Origin of the sequence: Achromobacter sp. Marseille-Q4954, from assembly GCF_943737025.1 — a bacterium.
GTDB classification, from domain to species: Bacteria; Pseudomonadota; Gammaproteobacteria; order Burkholderiales; family Burkholderiaceae_B; genus Achromobacter; species Achromobacter bronchisepticus_A.
The window spans coordinates 3,656,912-3,682,394 of record NZ_CALSFQ010000001.1; the positions used below are offsets into that span (position 1 = coordinate 3,656,912).

The window sequence follows — 25,483 nt, forward strand, 5'->3', positions numbered from 1 at the left end:
GTTTACTCCAGCTTCAGGTTGGCGCGTTCCACCAGGTCGCGGGTGGCCTCCCGGTGCTCCGCCCAGAATTTGGCGAACGCCTCGGGCGAGCTGCTGACCAGCGGAGTGGCGATGCGTTCGAAGCGTTCCTGCACGATGGGCATGGCGGCGGTTTCTTCCAGCGCGCGGGCCAGCTTGTCGATGATGGGCTTGGGGGTGCCGGCGGGGACGACCACGGCCTGCCAGGTGGTGACCTTGAAGCCCGGAACGCCGGATTCGGCGATGGTCGGCAGGTCCGGCAGATCCTTGACGCGGGCGGCGCCGCTGACCGCCAGGGGGCGCAGCATGCCGTCCTTGATGTAGGGCAGGGAGCTGGAACGGCTGTCGATCATGAAGGTCAGCCGTCCGGCGATCAGGTCTTGCAGCGCGGGCGCGCTGCCTTTGTACGGCACGTGCGTGAGCTTGGTGTTCAAGGCCAGCGCGAGCGAGGAGGCCGCGGTGTGCGCCGAACTGCCGTAGCCCGGCGATCCGTAGGTGATGGTCGCCTGCTTGTCCGCCTTGATCGCCTTGATCAGGTCAGCCATGGTCTGGTAGGGCGAATCCTTGGGCACCACCACCACCAGCGGCGAATCGGTCAATTGCGCGACGGGGGCGAAGGCCTGGGCCGGGTCGATCTTCAGATCCTTGTACAGGTACTGGTTGACGGCGATGGTGGCCGCGTTGGTCCAGAGGATGGTGTAGCCGTCGGCGGGCGCGCTGGCCGCGGCCAGCAGCGAGAGGTTGCCGTTGGCGCCAGGCTTGTATTCCGGGATGACGGGCTGGCCGAGCTTCTTGCTCAGCTCGTCCTGCATCATCTTGAACGCGATGTCGGAAGGCCCCCCCGGCGCAAATCCGATCACCGCGCGTATCGGCTTGTCCGGCCATTCCGCGGCCGAGGCCGCCGTCGCGAAGCCCGCGGCCAGCAGGGCCGCCGCCACCATCTTGCTGAACTTCATTCCTGTCTCCTGTTTTTCTGGGTTGAGCGCGCTTGCGTTGCGCGGACGGATTCTTGGGTGATCCGTTTTGTTATTCGCATTGCGAATTAATAATTCGTTTAATGAATTGATGATACTGCGGCCGTCGGGGCGCTGCAATAACGGGTTTTCGATCTGCAGCCGAATGCGGCCGCGCACGCGCATGAAAAATCCCTGCCGCGCGCGGGGCGTGGCAGGGATGCGGGGGTATGTAACGGCCCGCTGGCGCGGGACCGGATTCAGGCGGAATCGACCATGTGCTTGAAGCGCGCGCTGGCCTGCATGCATTCCCGCTGCAACCGCAGGACGATGCTTTCCACCGGTTCGATGTTGCGGGCAAAGCCCACCGCCGGGCCCATGGACAACATGCCTTCTTCGTGCTGGCCCGCCTGGTAGGCGAGGGCCTGGGTGCGCTCGCCGCTGATCAGTTCGCCGAAGTCGGCGTAGCTGTTGGCGCCCGCCAGTTCCAGGGCGGCGACCTTGCGGGCGTTTTCATTGTCCAGGATGCGCCAGGTGTCGCCCAGGCTGCCGAGCACGGCGCGGGTGCCGTGCTCGCTGGTGTCGACCACGCGCTGCTTGTACGCCGCGTGCGCCGGGGTTTCCTGCGCCGGCGTGAAGACGCTGCCCATCACCACGGCGTCGGCGCCCAGCGCCAGCGCCGCGGCGATCTGCCGGCCGTGACCGATGCCGCCGCCCAGCGCCAGCGGAATGCGCAGCTGCTCCAGGGCATAGGCGCCGTTGAGGAACGTGGGCAGCTGATTGCTGCCGGGGTGGCCGCCTTCTTCCATGCCGACCAGGGTGACTGCGTCCACGCCCAAGTTCTGCGCCGCGACGGCATGGCGCACGTGCGCGCACTTGTGGATGACGATGGCGCCGGCTTCGCGCAGGGCGGGCAGCAGCGGCGTGGGCGGCAGGCCCGCCGTTTCGAACAGGCGCACGCCTTCGTCGAGCGCGATGCGCAGCCGCGTCAGCATGGGCTCGTTATTGGCCGCGCGGCGAGACAGTGTCAGGTTGACGCCGAATGGCAGGCCGCCCGTCAGTTCGCCGCAATCGCGCAGCGCCTGGCGGAAGTCCTGGTCCGTGCGCGAGCTGCGCGCGGTGATGAATCCCATGCCGCCTGCGCGCACCATGGCCGCCACCAGGCGAGCATCCGACAGCCACATCATTCCGCCCAGCAGCAGCGGCCAGCGTATGCCCATCAGTTCGGTGATGCGGGTGGGCCAGCGTTGCGGAACGGCCGGAGCAAGAGGCTGGTTCACACGTGCCTCCCCATCAGCAGGATGGGCTGCAGTTCGTGCGCCAGCTGCCGCAGCGTGGGGCCGGCTTCATCGAGCATCAGTTGCCGCGGCAACAGCGCCGCCGGGCCGCCGCAGCTGACCACGTAACGTTCGCCCGCGGGCAGTTCGATGGCGGCGGCGACGGTGTTGATCTGATAGGCGGGACGCTCGTGATAGACGAAGCCGCGTTCCGGATACCGGGCGATGGCGTCGGCAATGGCCTGCTGCTCCGCGGCGTCGCCGGCCTTGCCGGATGCGCGGGCTTCTTGCAGCAGGGCCTCGCGTTCCTCGGCCGAGCAGCAGGCCAGATAGGCCCAGCCGATCGCGCTGTGGAACAGCGGTATGCGCGAACCCACGCGCAGGTTCATCAGCAGCGGCGAATTCCCCTGGCAGCGCAGCAGGTAGACGATGCTGTCGCCGTCGCGCCGCCCCAGCGCCACCGCGACCTGATAGCGGTCGGCCAGCGCCTGCAACATCGGCCGGATGACGTCCAGTGCTTCCTGCCCCGCCAGCGCCGCGCCGCCCAGCGCGATGGCGGCGATGCCCAGTTGCAGCTTGTCCTTGCCCGGCACGGCAGCCAGGAATCCCGTCTTTTGCAGGGTGTGGCACAGGCGCCATACGGTGGGCTGGGCCAGACCGGTCAGATGGGCCAGCTCCGTCGTGCCCAGCATGCGCCGTTCGGCGCTGAAGCATCGCAGGATGTCGAGCCCGCGGGCCAGCGCGGTGACGAATTGGCGGTCGGGTTCCGCGGAATCTTCGGTGGCGTCGTTCTTGGGCGCACGAGGCGAGGCTCTTGACATGGGCAAGCTCCTTTTTTATGATCAATTCACTAAATGAATTATAAATTCGCATAGCAAATTATGCAAGATCAGGAGGACGAATGAGCGGTCAGCAGGATTGTGCGCTACAGGCCCAGGGCGTGATGGCCTGGCCCGGCGTTTGCCATTGGGGCGGGGACGCCCTGGCCAGAACCTTGGCGGCCGCGGGCGCGCGCCTGCGCCTGCCGCTGGTGGTGACCGACGCCGGCACCTGGGGCGCGGTGGGCTCCGCCGTCGAAGCGGCGCTTGCCGCCGCGCCGGGATTGCAATGGCGTGTCTATGACGGCGTGGTGCCCAATCCCGCCATGGATCAGGTGCGCGCCGCGTTGCGCGTGGCGCGCGAACAGGGCTGCGCCAGTGTGCTGGCGGTGGGCGGGGGCAGCGCCATCGACGTGGCCAAGGCGGTCTACGCCTGCATGGCGGGCGGGTTCGATGCCGACGAATTGCAGGCGCCGCGAGGGCAAGCCTGGCTGAACGCCGCCGCCGAGGCCGCCGATCCGCTTTTCATCGCCGTGCCCACGACTTCGGGCACCGGCAGCGAAAGCAGCTCGGCCGCGCTGATCCAGGGCGACGACGGGCGCAAGCGCCTGTACCGCTCCCTGCGCGCACGTCCGGCGCTGGTGGCGCTGCAGCCCGAACTCACGCTCAGCCTGCCGCCGCGCCCCACCGCTCAGGGCGGCTTCGATGCCGTGCTGCATGCGCTGGGCGCCTGGATCAACACCGATCCTTCGCCCGTCGGCAAGGCCATGGCCTTGCAGGCCTTGCGCCTGTGCATGCGGGCGCTGCCCAACGTGCTGCGCGCGCCGGACAGCCTGCGCGCGCGCGCCGACATGCAGATGGGCGCCTATATGGCGGGCCTGGCCATCGGCATGAGCAAGGTGGACGCCGTGCACGCCATGTGCACGCCGCTGGAGTCGCGCGTCCACATGGCGCATGCGGAAGTGCTGGGCCCGATCTTCAGCGTGGTGGCGCGCCACACGGCGCAGACCGCCGCCGCGCCCTATGCCGAGGCCGCACGCGCGCTGGGCATGGCCGCAACGGGCGACGAGCAGCAGGACGCCCTGGCCCTGATCGTAGCGGTCGAGTCGCTGGCGCGGCTGGCGGGCATTCCTCTGCGCTTTACCGGCTTGGCGCTGTCTGAGCAGGACGCCGCGCAGCTGGCCAGCCAGGCCATGCTGAGCGCGTCCATGCCCGTCAATCCGCGCGTCCTCGCGCCGGAAGAAATTCAATCCCTATACCTGCAAATGGCCGCGTAAGGAGCGCCCGCATGGATGTCATCGATTCCCGCCCCTATGAACTGCTGATTGGGGAAAACTGGCGCGCAGGCGCCGAAGGCAGCACGTTCGATACCTACAATCCGGCCACGGCGCAGGTGCTTGCCAGCGTGCACGCGGCATCGGCGGCCGACGTCGACGCCGCCGTGCAGGCCGCGCACACCGCCTTTGAAACGCATTGGCGCAAGACCACGCCGGCCCAGCGCGGCAAGCTGCTGCGGCGCCTGGCCGAATTGTTCGAGCGCGACCGCGAAAAGCTCGCCTGGATCGAAACGCTGAACGTGGGCAAGCCCATCACGCATTCGCTGGATTCGCTCAAGGGCATGCCGGCGTCGCTGGAGTACTTCGCGGGCATCATTCCGGCCCTGCGCGGCGAGACCATACCGGTGGGCAATGCCGACGTGCTCAATTTCACGATACGCGAGCCGCTGGGCGTGTGCGCGCTCATCATGCCGTGGAATTACCCGATGACGCTCACCGTCAACAAGCTTGGTCCGGCGCTGGCCGCGGGCAACACGGTGATCCTCAAACCTTCTGAAGTGACGCCGCTGTCCACCATGGCGCTGGCGCGATTGTTCGAGGAAGCCGGCTTTCCGCCCGGCGTGATCAACGTGGTCAACGGCCCGGGCGCCACGGTGGGCGAACGGCTGGTCACCCATCCGCTGGTATCACGGGTGTCGTTCACCGGCGGCACCGTGACGGGCGCGCGCATCCAGGCGGCCGCGGCTGCCGACGTCAAGCGCGTCACGCTGGAGCTGGGCGGAAAGTCGCCGCTGATCGTGTTCGAGGACGCGCCGCTGGACAAGGCCGCGGCCGTGGCCGCGGGCGACATCATCAAGAATTCCGGCCAGGTCTGCATCGCCTGCACGCGCCTGCTGGTGCAGGAATCCGTGCGCGAGGAGTTCCTTGGCCTGCTGCAGCAGCGCCTGGACACCGTGCGCATCGGCTCGCCGGCAGATCCGGCGACCGAGATGGGCCCCCTGGTCAGCGCGGCCCAGAAGCAGCGTGTCGAGAAGTACGTGGCGCTGGCACAGGCAGAGGGCGCGCAGCCCGCCCATTTCGGCAACATGAAGCTGGAAGGCGATACGGCCAAGGGCTACTTCGTGCCGCCCACGCTGCTGCTGAACTCCCATGCCCGCATGCAGAGCGCGCAGGACGAGATCTTCGGTCCGGTGCAATCCGTGATCGGCTTTCGCGATGAGGCCGACGCCCTGCGCATGGCCAACGACACGCGCTACGGCCTGGCCGCGGTGCTGTACACGCGCGACGGCGGCCGCGCCCTGCGCATGGCGCGCGGGCTGCAGTCGGGCAGCGTGGCCATCAACACCGGCCTGCGGACGTCGTTCGATGCGCCGTTCGGCGGCTACAAGCAGTCCGGCATCGGCAAGGAGCGCGGGCTGGAAGCCATCTACGAAAACACGCAGCTCAAGAACATCAAGTACGACACCACGATCTAGCGTGGCGCTCACAGGAGACAACATGAAGTTCATCGTCAAGCTGGCCTCGGGCCTGGCCGCCTGCATGCTGGCGGCCGGCGCGCACGCGGAATGGCCCGACCGGCCCATCCGCATGGTCATCGGCTTTGCGCCCGGGGGCGCTTCGGACATCGCTTTCAAGATGGTGCAGGACGAGCTGTCCAAAAAGCTCGGTCAGCCCGTGGTGCCGATCTACAAGCCCGGCGCCAACGGCAACATCGCCAACCAGGCAGTCGCCACGGCCGAACCCGACGGCTACACGGCGCTGTGGGCCAACGTCGGGCCGCTGGCCATCAACACCTACCTCTACAAGGGCGTGCAGGTCGATCCGGGCAAGGCCTTTGTGCCGGTCACGCAATTGACCGATTCGCCGCTGGTGGTGGTGGTGCCGAAGTCTTCGCCGTTCCAGACCATGCAGGACCTGGTGCAGGCGGCGAAGAAGCCCGACGCGGGGCTGTCGTACGGGTCCGCCGGGCATGGCAGTTCCATGCACGTGGCGGGAGCCGCGTTGTCGCTGGCTCTGAACGCGCCCATGACGCACGTGCCTTACAAGGGCAGCGCGCCGGCGCTGCAGGACCTGATCGCCGGGCGCTTGTCCTTCATGGTGGACAGCCGCTCCACCACCGCGCCCTTCATCAAGGAAGGCACGCTGCGCGCGCTCGCCGTCAGCGGCGACCAGCGCGTGGTGGACATGCCCGACGTGCCCACGGTGGCCGAGTCCGGCGTGCCCGGCTTCAAGGTGACGACCTGGCAGGCGGTGGTCATGCCCGCCGGCACGCCGCAGCCCATCGTCGACAAGTTCTCCGGCGCGCTGCGCGAAACCTTGCAGATGCCGGAAGTGCAGGAACGCTTCGCGCGCATCTACACGCCGCTGGTGGGCAGCACGCCCGAAGCCTTCGCGGCGTTCTGGGCCAAGGAAAGAGCCGGCGCCAAGACGCTGGTGGAACAGGCGCGCCTGCAGGTCGATTGAACGCCGGGCCCGGGCGGGCCCGGCGCGGCGGGAACATTGAAACTCGAATGGAATGGCATCATGGATCTGGAACTGAATGGTTGCACCGCTTTCATCACGGGCGGCGCGGGCACGCTGGGCATGGCAATGGCCAGGCGCTTCGTGCAGGAAGGCTGCAACGTGGTGGTGTGCGACGCCAATGAAGCGGCGATCGAATCCGCCTGCGCGGAACTGTCGGAATTGGGCGGCAACGTCCTGGGTGCGCGCGCCGACGTGACCAACAAGGACGAGGTGGGCCGCGCCGTGCAGCTGGCGGTCGAGCGCTGGAAGAAGGTGGACATACTGGTCAACAACGCGGGCTTTGCGCGCGACCGTTACCTGACCAAGATGTCCGAGGAGGATTGGCACGCGGTGCTGGACGTGACGCTGCAGGGGGCATTCCATTGCTCGCGCGCCGTGCTGCCGCTGATGATGGAACAGCGCTTCGGCCGCGTCATCAACATCGCCTCGCGCGCCCATTTGGGAAATCCGGGGCAGACCAACTACTCGGCCGCCAAGGCCGGACTGATCGGCTTCACGCGCTCGCTGGCGCTGGAGTCCGGCAAGTTCGGCATCACCGCCAACGCGGTCGCCCCGGGCGTCATTTCGACGCCGCGCATGCAGCAGCGCCCCGACTACCAAGAGCTGACCGAACGCGCCAAGACCAACACGCCGGTCGGCCGCCTGGGCGACCCGGCCGACGTGGCCGCGACAGTAGCCTTCCTGGCCTCGCGCCTGGCCGGCTTCACCACGGGCGAGACCGTGCACGTGACGGGAGGGCGCTACGCATGAGCACGCCATTCGATCTGGACGAACACCTGGGCCGGCGCCTGTACTTCGAGGACCTGGCGTCCGGGCAGTCCTGGGAAAGCCCGCGCCGCACGGTCACCGAAGCGGATGTGGTGCAGTTCGCCGGGCTGTCCGGCGACTACAACGCGCTGCACACGGATGCCGTATTCGCCGCCAGCCATCCTTTTGGCCAGCGCGCCGCGCACGGCATGCTGACCCTGGCCATCGCGTCGGGCCTGACCACCCGCATGCCCGTGTACCGGCTGATGGACGGCACCCGGCTGGCGCTGACCGAACTGCGCTGCGTGTGGCGCAAGCCGGTGCTCATCGGCGACACCATCCACGTTGAACTCGGCATAGGCGAGAAGACGCTGTCGCAGAAACGCCCCGGCACGGGCCGCGTGACCATGCTGCGCACGGTGAAGAACCAGAACGGCGAGGTCGTGGTGGAGTCGGAATGGACCACCCTGATGAAATGCCGACCGGAGGCCGCATGAGCGCCAGTCCTTCCCAGTTCGATCCCAATGTCCGCTTCGATGATCTGGTGGAACTGACGCGGCCGCGTTCGGTCATGATCGTGGGCGCTTCCAGCAAGCCGGGCACGCTGGGCCACACCACCGTGGTCAATGTGCTGGAGCACTCGGATTTCGACGGCGAGGTGTACCTGGTCAACCCCAAGGGCGGCGAACTCTTCGGCAAGCCCTTGCACGCCAGCGTGGACGCGGTGCCGGCGCAAGGCATCGACGTGGCGCTGCTGCTGGTGCCGGCCGAATCCGCCGTCGCCACGTTGCAGGCCTGCGCCGGCAAGGGCGTGCGGTACGTCATCGTGTTCACCGGCGGCTTCGCTGAACTGGGCGAGGCCGGGCGCACGGTCGAAGCCGAGATGCTGGCGCTGGCGCAGCGCAGCGGCATGCGGCTGTACGGCCCCAACTGCGCCGGCATGACCATGCTGGCGCCGCGCCTGGGCCTGACCTTTTCCACCGAATTCCGCAACGACGGCAGGACCGGCAAGCTCTCGCGCATCGGCCTGGTGACGCAGGGCGGCGGCCTGGGCCGTTCGCTCATGCAGGGCAACGAGCGCGGCGTGTGCTTTTCGCGCTGGTTCTCCACCGGCAACGAACTGGACCTGGATAGCGCGGACTTCATCAACTGGCTGGCGCACGACCCGGGCACCGACCTGATCTGCACCGTGATGGAGGGCATACGCAGCGGCCCGCGTTTCATCGCAGCGGCCGCCGCCGCGCGCCGCGCGGGCAAGCCGCTGATCGCGTTGAAGATCGGCCGTTCGGATTTCGGCAAGAAGGCGGCGCAATCGCACACCGCGTCGCTGGCCGGCGAGGACGCCGTCAACGACGCGGTGTTCTCGCAGTACGGGGTCATCCGGGTGGAAGACCTGGACGAACTGCTGGACGTCGCCAGCCTGATATCCCGCGTGGGCGTGCGCAGCTTGCGCAACATCTGCGTGTATTCGTCGTCGGGCGGCGCGGGCGTGCTGTCGGCCGACAAGGTGGGCGAAGCCGGGTTGGCAATGGCTGTGTTGGCCGACGAGACCGTGGCCGAGATGGCGCGGCACGCGCCCGCCTACGCGGCCCTGACCAACCCCGTGGACCTGACCACCAAGGCGCTGACCGATCCGGACCTGGCGCGGCGCTGCCTGGCGCCGCTGTTCGCGGACCCGGGCGTGGACGCGGTGCTCTACCCCATCACCTCCAATTATTCGGCCAGCACCGAAGGGCTGGTGCGCAACATGCTGGCGGTGGCGCAGGGCGGCGCCAAGGCTTTCGTGCCGGTCTGGATGAGCAGCCGGCGCGGTCCGGCGCACGACCTGCTGATCCAGGAAGGATTCGCGCCTGTCTACAGCCTGCGCAACGCCATGCAGGCGCTCAAGCGCGTCAGCGCGTACGCGGACCAGGCCACTGATGAGGCGCCGGAAGCCCCGCTCGCCGGCCTGCCTTCGGCCGCGCCTGCCGTGCAGCTGCCCTGCAATGAAGCGCAGGCCAAGGCGCTGCTGGCGCAGTACGGCGTGCGCGCGCCCCGCGAATCCCAGGCGGCCACGGCGCAAGAGGCGGCGGCAGCGGCCTGCGCCATCGGTTTTCCGGTGGCGCTCAAGCTGGTGGCCGACGGCGTGCTGCACAAGAGCGAGATCGGCGGCGTGCAACTGCGGCTGCGCGATGAAGCCGAAGTGCGGCAGGCCTTCGAGAACATCGCCGCGAACGCGGCGCGGCATCAGGTGCCGGCCGCGGCCATCCGCGGCGTGCTGGTGTCGGAAATGGTGGTCGACGGCGTGGAGATGCTGGTGGGCCTGCATCGCGACGAGGTCTTCGGCCCGGTGCTGAGCGTGGGCGCGGGCGGCGTGTGGGTGGAGGTCGAGGCCGACGTGGCGCGCTGCCATCTGCCTGCCAGCCGCAAGCGGATTGAACGCGCGCTGGATCAGACGCGCATCGCGCGCCGCCTGGCCAGCCATCGCGGCCTGCCGGCGCGCGACAGGGCGGCCCTGGTGGACGCCGTGCAACGCATCGCGGCCTTGTTCACGGCCCTGGGCGACTGCGTGCAATCGCTGGAGGTCAATCCGCTGGTGGTGTTGGACGAAGGACGCGGCGTGGTGGCGCTGGACGCCGTCATCGAATAGCAAGCCGGCGCAGCGGCCGTCCGCTGCCCGGGAAAAAACACGGAGATTTCAGATGTTCGACAGCAAGATCGGAGGCGGCGACGCCCATACCATCCTGGTGCGAGGCCATGACCTGGTGCAGGACCTGTTCCAGCGCGATTTCATCGACGTGCTGGCCCTGGAGCTACTGGGCGAGTTTCCCACGCCCCAGCTCAAGACCATGCTCAACCTGTTCCTGGTGAGCGCAACCGACCACGGCCTCACGCCCAGCGCCTTGTCGGCGCGGCTGACCCTGCACGGCGCGCCCGAGGCCATGCAGGGCGCCCTGGCGGCGGGGTTGCTGGGCGCCGGCAGCCGCTTCCTGGGCGTGATCGAATACGCCGCGCGCTTTCTGCGCGACGCCCTGCCCAAGCAGGACAGCTACACGGACGAGGAACTGCGCCGCTATGCCGAGGAATGCGTCGCGGCCAACAAGGCGGCCAAGCGCAAGATTCCTGGCGTGGGGCATCCGATACACGTGGATGGCGATCCCCGTTGTGAAAAGATGTTCGAGATCGCCAGGGACTGCGGCTATTACGGCAACTATTCGCGCTTTGCCGTGGAGCTGGCCGCCGCCGCGGCGCGCCAGTCCGGCCGCAAGATTCCGCTGAACGCCACCGGGGCCAAGGGCGCCATCGTGCTCGATATGGGCCTGACGCCAGAGTTGGGCAAGGCCTTGACGATGATAGGCCGTTCGGTGGGCCTGATGGCGCACATCATCGAGGAACAGAAAAACCCCATCGCCCAGAAAGTGTGGGACATGGCCGCCGGCAACGAGTGATGCGTCTGCCGGGCCGGATTCAGTCCCGGTCCGGCGCACCCAGCGGAAACAGCGGCCGGTACGGCCGCGCTTCTTCCACTGCCCGCGCGAACGAAGGACGCGCCAGCAGGCGAGCCCGATAGGCGCGCAACGTTGGATAGGCGTCGGCGATACGGTGCGTCCAGTCGCCATAGAAGAGCGAGGGCGCGGCGGCGCAGTCCGCCAGGGTGAAGTCCTCGCCGGCCGCCCAGGTCTTGCCGGCCAGATGCGTTTCGAGCCATGCATAGGCGACTTCCAGCTTTTCCACCGCCAGGGCCAGCGCTTCCCGCCGCTTGCTCTCGTCGCCCGATAGCGCGCCGCCTACCGCATGCTGCGTCCAGCTCATGACGTGCAGGTCGAAGAACCGGTCCAGGAAGCGCACCTGCAGCGCCGCCCTGGGATCGGCGGGCAGCAGGCGCTGCGGCCCGGGATGCTCCAGCTGCAGATGTTCGATGATGATGCTGGTCTCGGCGATGTTGCGGCCGCCGTCTTCCAGCAGCGGAAACTTGTGCAGGGGCCAGCGGCGCAGCCATTCGGCCGCGTGCTCTGGCGTGTCCGGGCCGATGCAGCGGAACTCGAACGGGGTGCCGTTTTCGTACAGCGCGATCAATACCTTTTGCGTGTAGGAAGAGAACGGATGGCCGTAAAGCGCGAGCGGCATGGCGGGGTCTCCTGGCGGGATGGCGACAGACGATGCCTAGCATCGCCGAGACGAGAAACAACCGCAACAAGTAACTTCAAACCTTTTGTGTCAACCATCGAAGCGCCCACAGTGACGGTGTTCCAGTCGCGGGCGGATTAGTCGATGGCCCCTTTGGGGGGTGAAGACTGGCCCCTGAGGATATCGAGCAATTCCTTGACAGGATGACGCATGGCTTCCGGGCCGCTGCGCGTAATCAACGCCAATGGCGGCATGGTGGCGCCTGGCCTTACGTCAAGAATGACCATGTCCTTGTTCAGCCTGGTTTCCTCCAATGCATGTTGTTCCCGCATGGGTCCGATGCTGCCTGGATCCAAACGAAGAAACGTCAACACCGTTAGCGTGGAAAGACATTCGATGCTGGGCTGAGGGGGCGTGACGCCCTCGGTCAGGCAGGCCGCTATGACCGCGCGTCGCAGCAGCGATCCGCGTGGCGGCAGGATCCAGTCTTCGTTGGCAAGACGGGCCCAGGATATTTTCTTGCGGCGTGCAAGCGGGTGGGTACGGGTCGCCACCACGCTAAGGCGGTCGCTGGCAAGCAGGTGGACCTGCAGCCTGTCCAGCCGTTCATTGTTGAACTCGTCCGGCGCGAGCGCGCCGACGATGCAGTCGAGCTCTCCTCGCAGCAGCTCCGCGATCAACAGATCGATCTGGAACTCGCGGATCTGCACGGCCAGCCTGGGCAGGCGCCGGCGCAGTTCCACGATGCCGGAGGGCAGCATGTTGGATCCCGAGAACGTTCCGATCCGGATCAGGCCCGACCCGCCGGATCTCATGATGGCCGCTTCTTCCTGGGCCGCGCCCAGCCCCGCCATCAAGACATCCGAACGGCGCATCAGTTCAGCGCCGATGTGGTTCGCGGCGATGCCGCGCGCCATGCGGTCAAAGAGCGGACCGCCGAAGACCTCCTCGATCTCCTTGATCATGCGCGTCACGGCTGGCTGGGACAGATGCATGCGCTCGGCAGCGGCGTGCACCGTGGAAACTTCCCGCAAATGGCCGAGCAATTCCAAGTGACGGATCCTCAGGCGTTTGAGCAGGTTGGAATCAGCGTTTTCCATTATTTTTCCGATCCGTTTTTCGTATCGATAAATCAATTTATATGAATGGTGAATTATTGATCGGATTCCTAGAATTTGGATCACCGCGTAAATGAGACGACACCGTGACCGCCATGCCTGCCTCCATACCCGCTACCGCCATCGTCGAACGGCTCGACGCGCGCGGCTTCCACAAAATCGTGACCGTGCCGGACTTCGTCCAGCTCTCGGTCCATGACCTGATCGACAGGACGCCGCGCTTTCAGGTCATCCGGTGCTCGGACGAGAACCAGGCCATCCATGTCGCGGGGGGGCTGCATATCGGCGGACACAAAGTCGCCGTGCTGATCCAGAACCAGGGTTTGCTCAATTGCCTGAACAGCCTGCGGGCCGTGGGCCTGGACGCGGGCTTGCCCATGCTGTTGATGATCGGCCAATTCGGCAGGGAGTTTGCCAATGTGGGAAACGACCCAGCCCGGTCGCAGCGCCGCGTAGTCAATCTGGTGGAACCCGTCCTGGACGTCATGGGTATCGACCATTGGCGCCTGGACGGCCCGCAAGATTTGCCGAACATCGACACGGCAATCGACTCCTGCGCCGCGCGGTCGGGACCTGCAGCAGTATTGATCGGCCACTACACCGCCTGGAACTAGCCATGAGCATTTCGACGCAAGACGCTTGCAAGATCATTCAAGAAGTCAGGGGCGACGCTATCGTGATCAGCACCATGTCCGCCATGCACAGCATGGACCAGATTGCCCCCGACTATGCCTTCGGCCTTTCATCGGTTCCGCTGATGGGAGGCGCGGCCGGACTTGGGCTGGGCTTGGCGCTTTCCTTTCCGGAGCGCAAAGTCATCATTCTTGACGGTGATGCCAGCTTGCTGATGGAGCTGGGCGTACTTGCCACGGTGGCAGGCATGCGTCCGTCGAACTTCTACCATTTCGTGTTCGCCAATGGCGTGCAGTTCAATGGCGGCGCGAATCTGGCGGTGGCGGGGGACGGGCGTGTCGATTTCAGCGCGGCGGCGCTGGCCTCGGGCTACGCGGGCGCGGCCCGGTTCACGCAGGCCCACGAGTTTCGTGCGGGCATAGGCGCATGGCTTGCCGCGCCTGCGCCCGCGCTGATCGAGCTTGAGATTGAACCGACTCCGGCGCGATTCGGTCCGCAGCTTGCGCAGCCGGAACAAGGCGATGCGCGTTTCGCGCGCATGGGAATGGAAGCGCGGCGGTTGATGCGCGCGCTGGGAACGGCACAATGAACTCGCCCGAAATCGTGGATTATGTCGTGATCGGCGGCGGGTCGGCGGGTTGCGCGGTGGCGGCTGGACTGGCCAGGTCGGGCAAGCACAGCGTCGTATTGCTCGAGGCAGGCCGGGCCGAGCGCAGCATCTGGACAAGAGTGCCCGCAGGGGTTGCTTATCTGATCCGCGACGAACGTGTCGTGAGGAAGTTCTACACGCAACCTGAAGCCCGTCTCAAGGATCGTCCGATCTATTGGCCGCGGGGCCGCGTGCTAGGCGGCTCGTCCACCGTCAACGGCATGATCTGGGTGCATGGCGATCCGCAGGAGTACGACCGCTGGCGCGATGAGTATGGGCTGTCTGGCTGGGACAACCAGTCCTTCAAGGCCTACTTGCGGCGAGTCGAGCGATTTCAGGCGGGAGATTCCGCCAGCCGCGGCCGGCAAGGGCCGGTTGTCGTGAGTGAATATGGCCCGCGCCAGCCGCTCATGGATGCGTTCGTGGCCGCCTGCGTGCAGGCTGGAATTCCGGCGAACGCCGACTACAACGGCTTGCACTACGAGGGCGTCGGCTACCTGCAGATGAACACCCGGCGAGGTCTCCGGGTCAGCGCTCGCGACGCGTATCTTGCGTCGCTGCCGCGCCGGAGCGCATTGCAGGTGATCACGGACGCGCCGGCGGAGAAGATTCTGTTCGGAGGCAGTCGCGCATGTGGCGTGGAGTACCGCAGGGGCGGAGCGCGCGGCCGTGTCATGGCCGCCAAGGAAGTTATCCTGTCGGCGGGCGCCCTGCAATCGCCGCAGTTGCTGGAGCTTTCCGGCGTAGGCGATTCGCAGCGTCTCTCCGGCTTGGGCATATCCGTCCGGCATCATGCGCCGGCCGTGGGCGAGGGCTTGCGCGATCATCTGCATGTGCGGCTGACCTACGAATGCCGCAACGCGCGTACGCTCAATCAGATCGTGCCCAGCACGTGGCGCAAAGCGCTGATGGCCCTGCGCCTGGCCGCCTGCGGGGATGGGCTGATGAGCAGCGCGAGCGCCGTCGCTCACGCCTTGGTCCGTACCGATCCAAGCCTCGCGCAGCCCGACGCCAAGCTGCAGTTGCACTATCTTTCCAGCGTAGATGCCAGGACCGCGGGCAAACTGGTGCTCGACGACTTTCCCGGATTCTCGATCGGCACCTTTGCATTGCGGCCGCAGTCGCAAGGCTCGGTGCACATTACTTCGAAAGATCCCGACGCGGCTCCCGCCATCCATGGCAACTATCTCGACCATCCCGACGATGTGCACGCGACGCTCGGCGCGTTGAGGCTCGCGCGCCAGGTGGCCGCGCAGCCGGCGCTGTCGGAGTTCGTCGTGCGGGAAACGAGGCCCGGGCCTGACTGCACTTCGGACGAAGCCTGGCTGGATTACGTCGGCTCGCTGGGTCAGACCTCGTATCACCCCATAGGCTCTTGCCGCATGGGAACCGATGCCGCATCCGTCGTGGATGAGCGGTTGCGCGTGCGGGGCGTTTCCTGCCTGCGCGTGGCGGATGCCTCGGTCATGCCGACCATGCCGTCGGCAAACACCAATGCTCCCTCGATCGCCATCGGGGAGAAAGCGGCGGACATGATTCTGGAAGATGCAGTACACCCATAAAAATCTTTGAGACAAGCCATGAAAAAGCACATCAGAGGACTGATAGTTCTTGCGTCACTTTGCGGCGTCGCGTTACCTGCATGGGCGCAAGGCGATGCCGCGTATCCCACGAAGCCGATCAGGTTGATCGTCCCATCGCCCGCCGGCGGGGAGCCTGACACGCTGGCAAGACTGGTCGCCCAGCAGATGAGCGCCGATCTGCGGCAGCCCGTCATCGTCGAGAACAAGGCAGGCGCTGGCGGATTGATAGGCATCGCCGCCCTGGCCAATTCCAAGCCGGATGGCTACACGATAGGCGTTTCGTACCAGGCGGCCTTGTCGTTGTCGCCGCACCTGCTCGTGAAGAAGCTCTTCGACCCCTTGAAGGACATTGCAGGGATCGGGCTGATTTCGGTTTCCGGCAATGCGCTGATGGTTCCCGCGAAGTCGCCCATATCTTCCTATGCAGACCTGGTACAGCGCGCCCGGGCCAACCCGGGAACGATGAATTTCGGCTCCTGGGGGGATGGCAGCGCCGGACACATCAGCGGTGAGATCATGAAGCGGCACGCCAACATCAGCATGCAGCACGTCGCCTACAAGGGATCGAGCGAAGCGCTGATGGGCATGCTGGGCGGCGATCTGGACGCGACGTTTGGCGGCTGGGCGCTGGCCTCCGCGCAGGCGAAGGCAGGGGCTGTCCGGATCCTGGCCGTGACGTCTCCCGAACGGGCCGGCATGTTCCCCGATGCTCCGACGTTCCAGGAACTCGGCATACCGTTCGGCCTTAATTCCTGGTACGGCGTGGTTGCGCCCGCAGGCGTACCCGCGCCGATCATTGAACGCCTGCAGGCGTCGGTGGAGCGAGCGGTCGGCCAGGAATCGGTCGCGACGAGCCTGAAATCGATGGGGATGCAGCCACGGTCGTCCACTGCGGCAGAGCTACAGCAACGCATCAAGAACGACTATGAGGTTTGGGGCAAGGAGATTTCCGCGGCGGGCATCAAGCCTCGCTAGCCCGCAAATCCGCTTCCTGATCCAGAACCGAACTGGAATTAGCGTTATCCTGCCGCCAGACTAGATCGTCGGCTGCCATGCCTACCGGGATGGCGCCGATGCCGCGACCGGCGAGGACTGCGCACTTGAAGCAAATCCGGCACTACCTGTTTGGCATCATCGTCTCCATCTTGCTGGCGGGACTGCTGGCATTCCTGGGCGTCGTGTTCGTTTCCACCCCGAACCTTGGCTGGGGCGCGCAGGCGCTGTTGAGCTATGGCGTTTTGTTCGGCGGACCGCTGGCCGTGGTGCTGGCGCTGTGCTGGATCGTCTACATGGTGCGCGACAAGGGCCAGGTGCCCGGGCGCGTCCACGCGTGGATGTTCCTGCCCACCGTGCTGGCGCTGGCCATCGTGCCCGTCAGCGACTCCATCGAGCAGGGCAAGTGGGACCGCTTCCAGGCGTCGCACCCTGCGATCCAGGAAGCGCACGTCAATCTGAGCGGGCGCACCATCTGGACGGACAGGCGCGGCGGAAGCGTGTCTTCGGGCGCGTCGCCGTACCTGGAGTCCGGGTCGGCGGCGCACTCCATGTTTTCGCGTTTCAGCCGCTATCCGAACCAGGGGCCGGCGGCCAGCGAGGCTTTTCCCTACGAGGGCGCGCGCCTGAAGGATGGCGTGGATCGTTATGTGTACTCCAGCCAGGACGGAACGCCCGGCGCGTCCGTGCCGCTGAAACGCGCGCCGTATCCCGATCTGGGCAAGCTGCCCTCGGCGTCCTCGCAGGGCGAGGCGGAGCTGGTGGTTTATCACTATTACCACTATGCCGATCACGTCGAGGTGGCGCCGGGCATCGCGCGCTTCGCTGGCACGACCGACGACCGGATGGAGGCGGCCGGGATGCCCGGGGTGGCGATATTCGGCCTGCAGAACCTGACGCCGCAGACTATCGCCCGGGTGGAGATCAATGGCCAGGCCTACGACATGGGCTCGGAGGCGGCGCGCAGCGTGCTGCCGCGGCCTTGCGATCTGGCGCGTGGCGGCAGCCCGGTATTGCTCGATCTGGAGCAACCCTTGCGAGTGCGTTGGCAGACGCTGGAAGAGCCCGGGACCTGGCGCGAGGCCACAGTGAACGTGCCGGCCTTCAGCGCCGCGAGCAGCAAGGATCCGGGCAAGGGCCTGCAGCGCGTGCGGCTGTACTTCCTGCCCGATGAGACGGTGGCCGCCGAACGCTACAGGGAGATCCGCGCGCGCGGCGAACTTTCCGTCCGCGCCACCGGGCTGCCCGCCGCGGCGCAAGCCTATACGGGCTGCGGCGGCGCGTATTCCGGCTACAACCCGCAGACCGTGAAGCTGCTGGGCAACTGAAGGCTGCGCGCGCTACACGTCTTCGACGCGTTGCGAGGGCGCAAGGGGCGTGCCGAGGTCCAGCATGGCGTAGATCCGCTGCGTGAACCGCTGCCGCCGCGTGGGCCTGCCCATGCGCCAGCGCGTGTCCAGCCATAGCAGGGGCAGGGCGAAGCCCAGCCACACGATGAAGAAGAGCGCCAGCAGGAAGACAGCCAGTTCGGGAAAGTCCCGGAACGAACCGTCGTCCGGTCCGGCGAAAAACTGCAGGCCGACCACGAACAGCCAGGCCGTCAGCAACAGCGCGCCTATCAGCTTGAGCATGCGCGCGCGCTGGCTCATGCCGACGCGGATGGGCGTGTCCCTGCCTTGTTCGCCGCCGTAGTAGCGGTGGCACATATAGCAGCGGCCGTCTTCCAGATTGCGCAGCGCGTAAACGGCGCGCCGGCCGTCCGGGTGGGCGGGGGCCGCGCGCACGGCCAATTCGACGCGGTCGTCCTCGGCCAGGAAGGGCAGCGCGTCGCCGAACGCTTCCTGGGCAATCATCGCGTAGTCCACGCCGTTGACCGTGTAGCGGTAGATGCCATAGTTGGGCCCTTTGTGGACCTGGCGCATTTCATGCGTGAGGCCGACGAGATGGCCCCGCACATGCCCGATGGGCGGCTCGCCCTCGTCCTGAGTCGATAGCGGCTCCAGGCGCGGCGGCTTGGGCGGCGGCGCAGGCGTGCCGGCAGCCGGCCTTTGCTTGGGATCGAACAGCGCCTCGCTCGCCAGGATCAGCGGGCGGTGGCGGCGGTTGTGCCAGAGGCCGTGCAGGGCCGACCCCGCCACCACCAGCGCCACCAGCGCGACGACCAGCGAGAAGACCATCAGGAACACGCGCGTCAGGCTGGCGATGCCGAGCAGCCAGGCCAGCCACGCGAACGCCGCGCAGACCGCGCCGCCGATGACGACCTCGCGCCAGCCGCGCCGCTTCAGGGTCTGGTAGTAGCGCGGCGGAACCGGCTCTCCGCGCGCCGGAACCGCCCAGGAAAAAACGGCCAGCCCTTCGTCGCCGTCCATCACGCCCAGGCGCGCCGGGATGCCCTGCTGATGCAGGCGCTGCAGCTGGTTGATCTGCGGCGCCTGCAGCCCGGCGGCGATCACGCTTTCTGTTCCTACGCGCAGGTACGCATCGTGCCGCACGAGCGGCACCGCGAGGCGGATCTGATCGATGGTTCCTTCGAGTATGCGGGCGGAGGGCTGCGCCATAACGGGATGCGGGGTGGAAACCGTCAAGGATAGCGTAGCGGCCCGCGTGCGTTACCAAGCGTCCGGCAGAGTTCCAGGCCCTTCATGCGTGGGGAAATGCGGCAGCACTTCTTCCGCCAGTTCCTGCAGCACGTCCGCCGCGGGCCGTTGCGAGAACTGGATGCCCAGCGCTGCGTGATTGACGCCGGCCGTCCGCCATTCCTCCAGCAACGCGATCAAACCCTTTCTGCCTGTGCGCAACACGAACCCGTTGCGCAAGGGCGTACGCGGATGATCGGGGTCGTCGACCAAGTCCAGCCATTCATTGGTCATGTGCGGACGGAAGCCGCCGTCGGGGATCATGGCGCGCCAGGCGCGGATTTTTTCCGCCAGGCGTTGCGGTCCCATCTGGGTATGCGTGGCGTCAGGATAGGTCAGCCAGCCATCGGCATGTTCGGCGATCCATCGCAGCGACTGGCCCGAGGAACCGGTGACGATCAGCGGTATGTTGCCCGCGGCCGGCTTGGGCAGGAACTCCGCGCGGCTGAAGCGTCCCAGCGGCGAATCGATCTCCAGATGTCCTGGGCGCATCAGCTGGCGGAAGTACGAGACGGCTTCTGCGAACCGCGGTCCGCGTTCGTCATGCCGCAGCCCATAAGCGGGAAATTCGGCAGGCCGGTCTCCCGAGGCGATTCCCAGCACCAGCCGGCCGCCCGACAATTGGTCGATGGTGCTGGCCGCCTTGGCCAGATCGATGGGGTGGCGCAGGGAAAAGATTGCGCTGCCCGTCGCCAGGGCGATCTTCTTCGTTTGCGCCGCCAGAAACGCCAGGTAGGTAAATGGATCGAAGACCTGGCCTGCATCGCCGAAGGAAGGGGAGTACAAGGGCACATCGCGCACCCAGACGGCGGCAAACTCCTGCCGGTCGATTTGCCGCACAAGTTCGGCTTGCCCCGCAAGGACCGCCATGCTGCCTTCATAGAAGCGCAGCGGCAGGAAGATGCCCAGCGTCAGGCGCTCGGGCGCGAACATCCGCCGATAGCCGGGGTGCGCGGAAAAGGCGAAGTATGACGCGCCCGCCGCGCCGTGGAGAGAGTGGGTGGTGTCCATTCCGACTGTCCTCGTTTCCTTCAAGCGCCCGTTGCCGGCGCGGGCAGGGTGATACCTTTGGCGACCGCGGGCCGCGCAGCCACGCGTTCGTGCCACGCGCTCAGGTGCCGGTGATGGCTGAAATCGAAATCGATGATCCGCGCGATGTGGCTCCAGCCGAAATGCGCGATGTCGGCGATGGAGTAGGCGTCGCCGGCAAGATAGGGCTGATCGGCCAGCCTGCGGTCCAGCACCGCGAGCGCGTCCTCGGTCAGGCGCTGGTAGCGTTCAAGCGCGGCGGCGTTGCGCGCCTTGTCGAAGACCTCGAAGTTGACGCGCTGTCCGATGATGGGACCGACGCTGCTGGAATGGAATTGCAGCCACTTGATGGTTTCCCAACGGCCCCGGGTGTCCGCGGGCAGCAGCCTCCCGGTCTTTTCCGCGAGATACAGCAGGATGGCCGCCGATTCGAACAACGCCACGCCGGTTTCATCGTCGGTCAATACCGGAATACGGCCATGCGGATTCAGGGCCAGAAAGTCGGGCTGGCGGTGCTCGCCCTGCGCGATGCGCACATGGTGCAGGCGGTAGGGCAGTTCCAGTTCTTCCAGCGCGATGGTGGCCTTGTAGCCATTGGGAGAACTATCGGTGTATAGATTCAGCATGGGCTTGCTCATTTAAGATTGGCTAAATATTGCGGTTGCGCGGCGGCAGTGAAATTCTCTGTCTTGAACGGGATCGGGTACAGCGATGATTTCTCACTTTTGAATTTAGGAAAACTAAAATGACGGCAACGCTTCCCCTGCAGGCGCTGCGCACCTTTGTCGAGGTAAGCCAGCGCGGCAGCATCACCGCGGCGGCGCAGGCTTTGCATGTCACGCCCGGCGCCGTCAGCCAGCAGATCCGGCTGCTGGAGGACCGGCTCGGCATCGCCCTGCTGGTGCGCGAACGCCACGGCATGCGCATGACGGAGGCGGGCGCCGAGGCGTATCCGATGCTTAGCGCGGCATTCGCGCAGATCGACAAGGCGGTGGACTTGCTGGCCGCGAAGCAGGCGCGGCAAAGCCTGACCGTCAGCACCGTGGCGACGTTCGCGGCATCGTGGCTGGTTCCCCGCCTGGGGCGCTTCAAGGAACGGCATCCGCACATCGAAATCCGGGTGGAGGCGACGCCTGCCCTGGTCGATCTGCGGCGCGACCACGTCGATGTCGCCCTGCGCCACGGACTGGGCGATTACCCGGGACTGGATGTGGTGCCGCTGATGGCGCCGGTGCTGGTGCCGGTGGCCGCGCCAGGCTACGCCGCAGCGCTGGTCGAAGCGGCAGACTGTCTGGATTACCCGCTGCTGCACGACGCGGACCGCGCCGACTGGCCATTGTGGTTAAGCGCGCATGGCGTGGCCCCGGATCCCCGGGCGCAGCGCGGCAATGCGTTCGATGACGACTTCCTGCTGATCCGCGCGGCGGAAGCAGGCCAGGGACTTGCGCTGGTGCCCGCCGCGCATGCGCAGGAAGAGATCGCGGCCGGACGTCTGGTGCAGGCGCTGGACAAGCCCTGGCCCGCGCGATTCGCCTACTACGCCGTAAGCAGGCCCGGCGCAGTCCGGCGTCCGGAAGTCCGAGCCTTCATCGACTGGATCGTCGAGGAGGCCGGGGCGTGACCGCTACGGCCGTTTGCGCGGCCAGGAGTCTTCAGGCTTCGAAACGCCGCGCCGCCTGCAACAGCAGGTGCTCGCTGCCCGCGCGGCCCAGCAGTTCCAGCCCGACGGGTATGCCGCTTTCCGTGAAGCCGATGGGTACGCTCAAGGCCGGCAGTCCCGTCACCGCCGCGAGCAGGCCATTGCCGCCGCGCTGGGCTTGGCCCAGCAGCACCGGCGCGCCACGCACGCTGGGATAGGCGAGCAGGTCCAACTGGCCATGCGCCATGGCAGCCAACACGTCGTCGCGCAGCGCCTGGGCGCGGGCCAGCACCGCGAGGCGCGCGCTGCCATCAGGATCGCGCAGCGCATCGCGCTCGCGCAGCAGCGGCGCGACTTCCGGGTGGGGATAGCCGCCGTCCAGGATGTCGGTCAGGCTGCGCACGGGCAGACCCGCATCACGCAGGCAGAGGGCCAGCGCGTCGCGGAATTCGTAGCCGGTGACGTTGGCGGCCGTCAGGCGCGCGTCTCCCAGCGCCAGCGCGACGGGCTGGACGTGTGCGTCGTCGGCTTGCCAGCCGGCGAGCGCCGCGCGGACGTGGCGCGATACCTCCAGTTCCGCGTCGGCCGGGCCGAAGAATGCCTCCAGCGTGCCTATGCGCCAAGCCCGGTCCGCGCCGCGCGCGTCTTCGCGTTGTCCCGCCAACACCGACCACAGGGCCGAGATATCCGCAAGGCTGCGGGCCAGCGGACCGACCGTGTCCAGCGTCGGCGACAGCGGCACTACGCCGGCGTTGCTGTAGCGCCCGGCCGTGGGCCGCAGGCCCCAGACCTGGTTGAAGGCAGCGGGGATGCGGATCGAGCCGCTGGTGTCGGTGCCGATTGCGGCCGCCGCGAAGCTGGACGCCGCCGCGACCGCGCTGCCGCCGCTGGATCCGCCTGGCACGCGCGCGGCGTCATAGGCGTTGCGCGTGCGGCCGGATAGTGAAGAAACGTTGGTGATGCCGCAAGCCAGTTCGTGCAGCGTGGTCTTTCCCAGCATCACGGCGCCGGCTTCGCGCAGCCTGCGCACGACGTCGGCGTCGCGTTGCGGGCGGCGGCCGGCCAGCGCCAGCGAGCCTGCGGTGGCGGGCATGTCCGCGGTATCGATGTTGTCCTTGAGCAGAAGGGGAATGCCATGCAGCGGCCCCAGTGCCGCCCCGCGCAGCCTCTCCCTATCCCGATCGGCGGCCTCGGCCAGCGCCGCGCCGTTCAGCACGATGACCGCGTTGAGCGCTGGCCCCGCCTGGTCATGCGCCGCGATGCGCGCCAGGTAGGCGCGCACCAGGTCCACGGCGTTGAGCGTGCCTGCCGCCATGGCGGCCCGCAACTCGGCGATGCCGCGGCCAAAGACCGGGTCGTTGCCCGGCAGAGGACCCGCCAGCAGGCGCGGCGCGCTCATCGGAAGTGGCACGCCACCCATTGCTGCCCGCCGTTCGAGCTATCGGGCCGCTGCGTCAGGACCGGCTGCTTCTCCTTGCACACTGGCTGCGCCAGCGGGCAGCGCGTGTGGAAGCGGCAGCCGCTGGGCGGATTCGCGGGGCTGGGCGGATCGCCCTGCAGCAGCTTGCGCTGCGCGGGCTTGTGCGGATCGGGAACCGGGACGGCCGACAGCAGGATCTCGGTGTAGGGGTGCAGCGGGCGCGAGAACAGCGTGTCGCGGTCGGCGACCTCGACGATGCGGCCCAGGTACATCACCGCCACGCGATGGCTGATGTGGCGCACCACCGCAAGGTCATGCGCCACGAACAGGTAGGCGATGCCCATCTCTTCCTGCAGGTCCATCAGCAGGTTGATCACCTGCGCCTGCACCGACACGTCCAGCGCGGACACCGGCTCGTCGCACACGATCAGCTTGGGCCGCAACGCCAGCGCGCGCGCAATGCCCAGGCGCTGCCGCTGGCCGCCGGAGAACTCGTGGGGAAACTTCTTCATCGCTTCCGGACGCAGGCCGACCTTGGAGAACAGCCAGGCGATCTCGTCGGCGCGCGACCGGCCGCCCGAGGCCGGGAAGTTCTGCAGCGGCTCGCCGACGATGTCGCCTGCCGTCAGCCGGGGGTTCAGCGACGCGTACGGATCCTGGAAGATGATCTGCATGTCGCGCCGGCGGCTGCGCATCTGCTCGGCCGACAGCGCCAGGATTTCCTCGCCTTCCAGCCGCACGGATCCCGAGGTAGGCTGGATCAGCCGCAGCACGGACTTGCCGGTGGTGGTCTTGCCGCAGCCGGACTCGCCCACCAAGGCCAGGGTCTCGCCCCTGGCCACGGAGAAGGACACGCCGTCCACGGCCTGGATGACCTTGCGGCGCGGCTTGAACCAGCCGCCCGCGCCGGGGTAGTGCATCTTCAGGTCGCGTACTTCCAGCAAGGGCGTGGCCGGTGTGGCGGGCGGGTTGCGGGCGCTCATGCTTGGACTCCAGTCAGGGCGGCGCCGGGCGTCGCGGAAGCCGCCGCCTGCGGGGCGGGTTGCGCGGCGACGCGCGCCGCTTCATGGCAGGCCACCACGTGGTCGCTGCCATGTTCCAGCAGCTGCGGCGCTTCGGCACGGCAGCGGTCGGTGGCGTAGGCGCAGCGCGGGGCGAAGCTGCAGCCTTTGCCCAGTTCGCTGGGCGCGGGCACCATGCCGGGAATCTCGGCCAGGCGCTGTGTCGATGCGTTCATCGACGGCATCGACGCCATCAATGCCCGCGTGTACGGATGCAGGGGGCGGTCGAACAGTTCGGTGACGGGCGCTTCTTCCACCTTGCGGCCTGCGTACATCACCGCCACGCGGTCACAGCATTCGGCCACCACGCCCAGGTCGTGGGTGATCAGCACGATGCCCATGCCCAGGCTCTGCTGCAGGCTGCGCAGCAGGTCCACGATTTGCGCCTGGATGGTCACGTCCAGCGCCGTGGTCGGTTCGTCGGCGATCAGCACTTCGGGATTGCAGGCCAGGGCCAGCGCAATCATCACGCGCTGCCGCATGCCGCCGGATAGCTGGTAGGGGTACTCGTGCACGCGCCGTTCGGGTTCGGCGATCTGCACCAGGCGCAGCATTTCCTCGGCGCGGCGGTAGGCCTCACGGCGGCCGAGCTTCTGATGCAGCATCACCGTTTCCGCGATCTGCCGGCCTACCGTCAGCACCGGGTTCAGCGAGGTCATCGGCTCCTGGAAGATCATCGAGATCCGGTTGCCGCGGATCTGGCGCATCTGCTTTTCGGTCAGGCCCAGCAGGTCGGTGCCGCGGTAGCGGATCTGGCCGCCGGCATAGCGCCCGGGCGGCGTCGGAATCAGCCGCAGGATGGACAGCGCGGTGACGCTCTTGCCGCAGCCGGACTCGCCGACCACGCCCAGCGTGCGGCCTGCCCGCACCTGGTAGGACACGCCGTCCACCGAGCGCACGGTGCCGGACACGGTGTCGAAGTAGGTGCGCAGGTTGTCGACTTCTAGCAGCACGTCGCCCGGGGCGACGGCGGCGGGGGATATAGCCATGGCGTGCTCCCGG

At 67.2% G+C, this 25,483-nt stretch carries 24 protein-coding genes; 13 read left to right on the plus strand and 11 right to left on the minus strand.

Annotated features, from left to right (window positions below; translation table 11 throughout):
- Window positions 1-2: 2 nt before the first annotated feature.
- The 3 genes from NGK62_RS17145 to NGK62_RS17155 all read right to left on the minus strand — a co-directional run bounded on the left by NGK62_RS17145 (window position 3) and on the right by NGK62_RS17155 (window position 3,069).
- The gene (locus tag NGK62_RS17145) at window positions 3-974 is read right to left on the minus strand and encodes a Bug family tripartite tricarboxylate transporter substrate binding protein (protein WP_059371451.1); all 972 of its coding nucleotides are present in this window, start codon (window positions 972-974) and stop codon (window positions 3-5) included.
- A gap of 257 nt (window positions 975-1,231) precedes the next feature.
- On the minus strand, window positions 1,232-2,251 hold the full coding sequence (locus tag NGK62_RS17150; RefSeq protein WP_251879311.1) for an NAD(P)H-dependent flavin oxidoreductase: 1,020 nt from the start codon (window positions 2,249-2,251) through the stop codon (window positions 1,232-1,234).
- Entirely contained in the window at window positions 2,248-3,069 is an 822-nt protein-coding gene (locus NGK62_RS17155) for an IclR family transcriptional regulator (RefSeq protein WP_251879314.1), read from the minus strand. The genes NGK62_RS17150 and NGK62_RS17155 overlap by 4 nt, the downstream gene beginning before the upstream one ends.
- An 80-nt stretch (window positions 3,070-3,149) precedes the next feature.
- Between NGK62_RS17155 and NGK62_RS17160 the strand changes: the two genes are divergently transcribed.
- The 7 genes from NGK62_RS17160 to NGK62_RS17190 are packed head-to-tail and all read left to right on the plus strand — an operon-like array spanning window position 3,150 to window position 11,041.
- Complete coding sequence (locus NGK62_RS17160) at window positions 3,150-4,343, plus strand: iron-containing alcohol dehydrogenase family protein (protein WP_251879316.1); 1,194 nt, start codon at window positions 3,150-3,152, stop codon at window positions 4,341-4,343.
- A gap of 11 nt (window positions 4,344-4,354) precedes the next feature.
- Entirely contained in the window at window positions 4,355-5,818 is a 1,464-nt protein-coding gene (locus NGK62_RS17165) for an aldehyde dehydrogenase family protein (protein ID WP_251879318.1), read from the plus strand.
- A gap of 22 nt (window positions 5,819-5,840) precedes the next feature.
- Window positions 5,841-6,806 carry a Bug family tripartite tricarboxylate transporter substrate binding protein gene (locus tag NGK62_RS17170; protein ID WP_251879320.1) on the plus strand — a complete coding sequence of 322 codons (966 nt, stop codon included), beginning with the start codon at window positions 5,841-5,843 and terminating at the stop codon, window positions 6,804-6,806.
- A 60-nt stretch (window positions 6,807-6,866) separates the two neighbouring features.
- Window positions 6,867-7,616, plus strand: a complete 750-nt coding sequence (locus tag NGK62_RS17175) for an SDR family oxidoreductase (RefSeq protein WP_059371457.1) — start codon at window positions 6,867-6,869, stop codon at window positions 7,614-7,616.
- Window positions 7,613-8,110, plus strand: coding sequence for a MaoC/PaaZ C-terminal domain-containing protein (locus NGK62_RS17180; RefSeq protein ID WP_118931311.1), 498 nt, complete (start codon window positions 7,613-7,615; stop codon window positions 8,108-8,110). The genes NGK62_RS17175 and NGK62_RS17180 overlap by 4 nt, the downstream gene beginning before the upstream one ends.
- Window positions 8,107-10,242 carry an acetate--CoA ligase family protein gene (locus tag NGK62_RS17185; protein WP_251879322.1) on the plus strand — a complete coding sequence of 712 codons (2,136 nt, stop codon included), beginning with the start codon at window positions 8,107-8,109 and terminating at the stop codon, window positions 10,240-10,242. The genes NGK62_RS17180 and NGK62_RS17185 overlap by 4 nt, the downstream gene beginning before the upstream one ends.
- A gap of 52 nt (window positions 10,243-10,294) precedes the next feature.
- Window positions 10,295-11,041, plus strand: a complete 747-nt coding sequence (locus NGK62_RS17190) for a citryl-CoA lyase (RefSeq protein ID WP_054451836.1) — start codon at window positions 10,295-10,297, stop codon at window positions 11,039-11,041.
- 19 nt (window positions 11,042-11,060) lie between these two features.
- On the opposite strand, the gene NGK62_RS17195 is transcribed toward NGK62_RS17190, so the two are convergent.
- Together NGK62_RS17195 and NGK62_RS17200 are read right to left on the minus strand one after the other, a co-directional pair.
- Window positions 11,061-11,720 carry a glutathione S-transferase family protein gene (locus tag NGK62_RS17195; protein ID WP_118931309.1) on the minus strand — a complete coding sequence of 220 codons (660 nt, stop codon included), beginning with the start codon at window positions 11,718-11,720 and terminating at the stop codon, window positions 11,061-11,063.
- A gap of 137 nt (window positions 11,721-11,857) precedes the next feature.
- Window positions 11,858-12,820, minus strand: coding sequence for a LysR family transcriptional regulator (locus tag NGK62_RS17200; RefSeq protein WP_118931308.1), 963 nt, complete (start codon window positions 12,818-12,820; stop codon window positions 11,858-11,860).
- A gap of 113 nt (window positions 12,821-12,933) precedes the next feature.
- Between NGK62_RS17200 and NGK62_RS17205 the strand changes: the two genes are divergently transcribed.
- The 5 genes from NGK62_RS17205 (at window position 12,934) to NGK62_RS17225 (ending at window position 18,024) form a co-directional block, all read left to right on the plus strand.
- Entirely contained in the window at window positions 12,934-13,452 is a 519-nt protein-coding gene (locus NGK62_RS17205; RefSeq protein WP_191295103.1) for a thiamine pyrophosphate-binding protein, read from the plus strand.
- Window positions 13,453-13,454: 2 nt separating this feature from the next.
- Complete coding sequence (locus NGK62_RS17210) at window positions 13,455-14,060, plus strand: thiamine pyrophosphate-dependent enzyme (RefSeq protein WP_165867752.1); 606 nt, start codon at window positions 13,455-13,457, stop codon at window positions 14,058-14,060.
- Complete coding sequence (locus NGK62_RS17215) at window positions 14,057-15,682, plus strand: GMC family oxidoreductase (RefSeq protein ID WP_251879325.1); 1,626 nt, start codon at window positions 14,057-14,059, stop codon at window positions 15,680-15,682. The genes NGK62_RS17210 and NGK62_RS17215 overlap by 4 nt, the downstream gene beginning before the upstream one ends.
- 18 nt (window positions 15,683-15,700) lie before the next feature.
- Entirely contained in the window at window positions 15,701-16,678 is a 978-nt protein-coding gene (locus tag NGK62_RS17220) for a Bug family tripartite tricarboxylate transporter substrate binding protein (RefSeq protein ID WP_118931305.1), read from the plus strand.
- A 125-nt stretch (window positions 16,679-16,803) separates the two neighbouring features.
- Window positions 16,804-18,024: a hypothetical protein gene (locus NGK62_RS17225; RefSeq protein ID WP_251879327.1), complete on the plus strand. Its 1,221-nt coding sequence runs from the start codon at window positions 16,804-16,806 to the stop codon at window positions 18,022-18,024.
- 12 nt (window positions 18,025-18,036) lie between these two features.
- Here NGK62_RS17225 and NGK62_RS17230 read toward each other — a convergent pair whose 3' ends face one another.
- The 3 genes from NGK62_RS17230 to NGK62_RS17240 all read right to left on the minus strand — a co-directional run bounded on the left by NGK62_RS17230 (window position 18,037) and on the right by NGK62_RS17240 (window position 20,987).
- Window positions 18,037-19,254, minus strand: a complete 1,218-nt coding sequence (locus NGK62_RS17230) for a hypothetical protein (RefSeq protein ID WP_251879329.1) — start codon at window positions 19,252-19,254, stop codon at window positions 18,037-18,039.
- A gap of 51 nt (window positions 19,255-19,305) precedes the next feature.
- Window positions 19,306-20,265: an LLM class oxidoreductase gene (locus NGK62_RS17235; RefSeq protein WP_251879606.1), complete on the minus strand. Its 960-nt coding sequence runs from the start codon at window positions 20,263-20,265 to the stop codon at window positions 19,306-19,308.
- A gap of 98 nt (window positions 20,266-20,363) precedes the next feature.
- A complete protein-coding gene (locus NGK62_RS17240; protein ID WP_059371506.1) occupies window positions 20,364-20,987 on the minus strand; it encodes a glutathione S-transferase family protein in 624 nt (207 codons plus the stop codon).
- A gap of 119 nt (window positions 20,988-21,106) precedes the next feature.
- Here NGK62_RS17240 and NGK62_RS17245 point away from each other — a divergent pair, with 119 nt between their 5' ends.
- A complete protein-coding gene (locus NGK62_RS17245; RefSeq protein WP_251879331.1) occupies window positions 21,107-21,982 on the plus strand; it encodes a LysR substrate-binding domain-containing protein in 876 nt (291 codons plus the stop codon).
- A 31-nt stretch (window positions 21,983-22,013) separates the two neighbouring features.
- Here the strand turns inward: NGK62_RS17245 and NGK62_RS17250 are convergent, their stop codons facing one another.
- Genes NGK62_RS17250 through NGK62_RS17260 form a run of 3 tightly spaced genes read right to left on the minus strand, consistent with a single transcriptional unit; the run spans window position 22,014 to window position 25,470 of the window.
- Window positions 22,014-23,399, minus strand: a complete 1,386-nt coding sequence (locus NGK62_RS17250) for an amidase (protein WP_251879333.1) — start codon at window positions 23,397-23,399, stop codon at window positions 22,014-22,016.
- The gene (locus NGK62_RS17255; RefSeq protein WP_251879335.1) at window positions 23,396-24,403 is read right to left on the minus strand and encodes an ABC transporter ATP-binding protein; all 1,008 of its coding nucleotides are present in this window, start codon (window positions 24,401-24,403) and stop codon (window positions 23,396-23,398) included. Before NGK62_RS17255 ends, NGK62_RS17250 begins: the two co-directional genes overlap by 4 nt.
- Entirely contained in the window at window positions 24,400-25,470 is a 1,071-nt protein-coding gene (locus NGK62_RS17260) for an ABC transporter ATP-binding protein (RefSeq protein WP_059371470.1), read from the minus strand. Before NGK62_RS17260 ends, NGK62_RS17255 begins: the two co-directional genes overlap by 4 nt.
- Between the last annotated feature and the right edge of the window lie 13 nt (window positions 25,471-25,483).

Excerpts from the sequence above, each read along its gene's own strand:
- NGK62_RS17145 (WP_059371451.1), bottom strand. The coding sequence starts at position 974 with ATGAAGTTCAGCAAGATGGTGGCGGCGGCCCTGCTGGCCGCGGGCTTC.
- NGK62_RS17155 (WP_251879314.1), bottom strand. The coding sequence starts at position 3,069 with ATGTCAAGAGCCTCGCCTCGTGCGCCCAAGAACGACGCCACCGAAGAT.
- NGK62_RS17160 (WP_251879316.1), top strand. The coding sequence starts at position 3,150 with ATGAGCGGTCAGCAGGATTGTGCGCTACAGGCCCAGGGCGTGATGGCC.
- NGK62_RS17165 (WP_251879318.1), top strand. The coding sequence starts at position 4,355 with ATGGATGTCATCGATTCCCGCCCCTATGAACTGCTGATTGGGGAAAAC.
- NGK62_RS17170 (WP_251879320.1), top strand. The coding sequence starts at position 5,841 with ATGAAGTTCATCGTCAAGCTGGCCTCGGGCCTGGCCGCCTGCATGCTG.
- NGK62_RS17175 (WP_059371457.1), top strand. The coding sequence starts at position 6,867 with ATGGATCTGGAACTGAATGGTTGCACCGCTTTCATCACGGGCGGCGCG.
- NGK62_RS17180 (WP_118931311.1), top strand. The coding sequence starts at position 7,613 with ATGAGCACGCCATTCGATCTGGACGAACACCTGGGCCGGCGCCTGTAC.
- NGK62_RS17185 (WP_251879322.1), top strand. The coding sequence starts at position 8,107 with ATGAGCGCCAGTCCTTCCCAGTTCGATCCCAATGTCCGCTTCGATGAT.
- NGK62_RS17190 (WP_054451836.1), top strand. The coding sequence starts at position 10,295 with ATGTTCGACAGCAAGATCGGAGGCGGCGACGCCCATACCATCCTGGTG.
- NGK62_RS17195 (WP_118931309.1), bottom strand. The coding sequence starts at position 11,720 with ATGCCGCTCGCGCTTTACGGCCATCCGTTCTCTTCCTACACGCAAAAG.
- NGK62_RS17200 (WP_118931308.1), bottom strand. The coding sequence starts at position 12,820 with ATGGAAAACGCTGATTCCAACCTGCTCAAACGCCTGAGGATCCGTCAC.
- NGK62_RS17205 (WP_191295103.1), top strand. The coding sequence starts at position 12,934 with ATGCCTGCCTCCATACCCGCTACCGCCATCGTCGAACGGCTCGACGCG.
- NGK62_RS17210 (WP_165867752.1), top strand. The coding sequence starts at position 13,455 with ATGAGCATTTCGACGCAAGACGCTTGCAAGATCATTCAAGAAGTCAGG.
- NGK62_RS17215 (WP_251879325.1), top strand. The coding sequence starts at position 14,057 with ATGAACTCGCCCGAAATCGTGGATTATGTCGTGATCGGCGGCGGGTCG.
- NGK62_RS17220 (WP_118931305.1), top strand. The coding sequence starts at position 15,701 with ATGAAAAAGCACATCAGAGGACTGATAGTTCTTGCGTCACTTTGCGGC.
- NGK62_RS17230 (WP_251879329.1), bottom strand. The coding sequence starts at position 19,254 with ATGGCGCAGCCCTCCGCCCGCATACTCGAAGGAACCATCGATCAGATC.
- NGK62_RS17235 (WP_251879606.1), bottom strand. The coding sequence starts at position 20,265 with ATGTTCGCGCCCGAGCGCCTGACGCTGGGCATCTTCCTGCCGCTGCGC.
- NGK62_RS17240 (WP_059371506.1), bottom strand. The coding sequence starts at position 20,987 with ATGCTGAATCTATACACCGATAGTTCTCCCAATGGCTACAAGGCCACC.
- NGK62_RS17245 (WP_251879331.1), top strand. The coding sequence starts at position 21,107 with ATGACGGCAACGCTTCCCCTGCAGGCGCTGCGCACCTTTGTCGAGGTA.
- NGK62_RS17250 (WP_251879333.1), bottom strand. The coding sequence starts at position 23,399 with ATGAGCGCGCCGCGCCTGCTGGCGGGTCCTCTGCCGGGCAACGACCCG.
- NGK62_RS17255 (WP_251879335.1), bottom strand. The coding sequence starts at position 24,403 with ATGAGCGCCCGCAACCCGCCCGCCACACCGGCCACGCCCTTGCTGGAA.
- NGK62_RS17260 (WP_059371470.1), bottom strand. The coding sequence starts at position 25,470 with ATGGCTATATCCCCCGCCGCCGTCGCCCCGGGCGACGTGCTGCTAGAA.